The following is a 1,304-nucleotide window of genomic DNA, read 5'->3' as shown; positions in this document are numbered from 1 at the left end:
GACGCGGGCGCGGCGGGCATGGATTCCTGCAGTGTGCCCCACGAACCACACTCGGGGCAGCGCCCCAGCCACTTGGGCGAGACGTATCCACACTCGGAGCAGGTGTGGATGGGACGAACTTTCTTAGCCATGCTGCCTACTCTAAACCAGCCCCTCAACACGAAACCCCCGCCGGCGCTGACCAGCAGCGCGGGCGGGGGAATGGCTCGAAGGCGTGTGCGGCAGGGGCGCACACGGAGAGAATTAGTGGTGCTCAGCCTTAGCGGTCTCCGTGGTGTAGCCCTCGGTGGAGGAGGAGTCACGGTTGTACTGGCCGGAGGTCAGCGGGGAGGCGGACACCGGAGCGTCCACGGTGAGCTCACCGTTGTTGAAGGTGAAGGTGACCGGGCGGGTGCCGCCGAAGGCGTAGTCCTCGTTGGTGAGATCCGTGGTGATGTACTGCACGGAATTAGAGGTCTCGTCCTGCGGGACGGCGTCGAGGTTGGCCTTGGAATCACCGATGATGGACTGGCCGCGGCCGATGGGCTGTGCGGAGGAGACGTTGACGGACTGGCCGTCGACGTCGATGGACTGGAGGGTGACCTTGCCGTCGGCGTAGCCGTCGTTGATGACGCTGAACTTGAGCGATGCGGTGCCGTCGTTCGGCTCCAGCTGGATGGTGACGTCACGCACGGCCACGGCGCCGTCTTCGGTCTTGGCGTTGGTGCCATCCACTGCGATGACCTTCTGCGAGGTCTGGGTGATCTGGCCCGCGGAGCAGGCTGCCAGAGAAAGCGCGGACATAGCAGCAACAGAGATGATGGCACCGCGACGTGCGGCAGACTTCAGGGACTTCACTTCGAGCGTCCTCCAATTAAGAGATCAGGCGTTTATCAACGACTTAGCCTAGTCGTTAGCGGCGGGAAGTACACAGTTTTGGGCCCGTTGGGGGCTACGCCACATGCGTAACATGGGGGTATCCGGGGGTAAACCCGGGGTGCAAACCTTGCCCTCATCCACCGTGGTAAAATTTCTCACCATATATGCGTGTGTCGCGTCGTGCGATGCGCGCCAACGAACCCGAACGAGGAGTGACTGGACAAACATGGAGTTCAAGGTCGGCGAGGTCGTCGTTTACCCGCACCACGGTGCTGCAGAGATTACTGCCATCGAACAGCGTGAGATGGGCGGGGAGACCTTGGAGTTCCTCGTGCTTCAGATCAAGCACTCGGATCTCGTCGTGCGCGTTCCTTCCAAGAATGCCGAGCATGTTGGCGTCCGTGACGTCGTGGGTAAGGAAGGCCTGGAGAAGGTCTTCTCCGTCT

Annotated in this window: 3 protein-coding genes; 1 reads left to right on the top strand and 2 read right to left on the bottom strand. The window is 61.8% G+C overall.

What is annotated here, in order from left to right; all coding sequences use genetic code 11:
• Both BN9444_RS14905 and BN9444_RS13310 read right to left on the bottom strand, forming a co-directional pair.
• On the bottom strand, window positions 1–131 hold a 131-nt coding region (locus BN9444_RS14905), incomplete at its 3' end, for a hypothetical protein (RefSeq protein ID WP_199872876.1).
• Between the two features lie 112 nt (window positions 132–243).
• Window positions 244–837 carry a hypothetical protein gene (locus tag BN9444_RS13310; RefSeq protein WP_066490073.1) on the bottom strand — a complete coding sequence of 198 codons (594 nt, stop codon included), beginning with the start codon at window positions 835–837 and terminating at the stop codon, window positions 244–246.
• Between the two features lie 247 nt (window positions 838–1,084).
• On the opposite strand from BN9444_RS13310, the gene BN9444_RS13305 reads away from it, so the two are divergent.
• On the top strand, window positions 1,085–1,304 hold a 220-nt coding region (locus BN9444_RS13305), incomplete at its 3' end, for a CarD family transcriptional regulator (protein ID WP_276526033.1).

Origin of the sequence: Corynebacterium phoceense (assembly GCF_900092335.1) — a bacterium.
Lineage (GTDB): Bacteria > Actinomycetota > Actinomycetes > Mycobacteriales > Mycobacteriaceae > Corynebacterium > Corynebacterium phoceense.
Note: the sequence above shows the minus strand (reverse complement) of the source record. Positions and strands in the feature narration are given on the sequence as shown.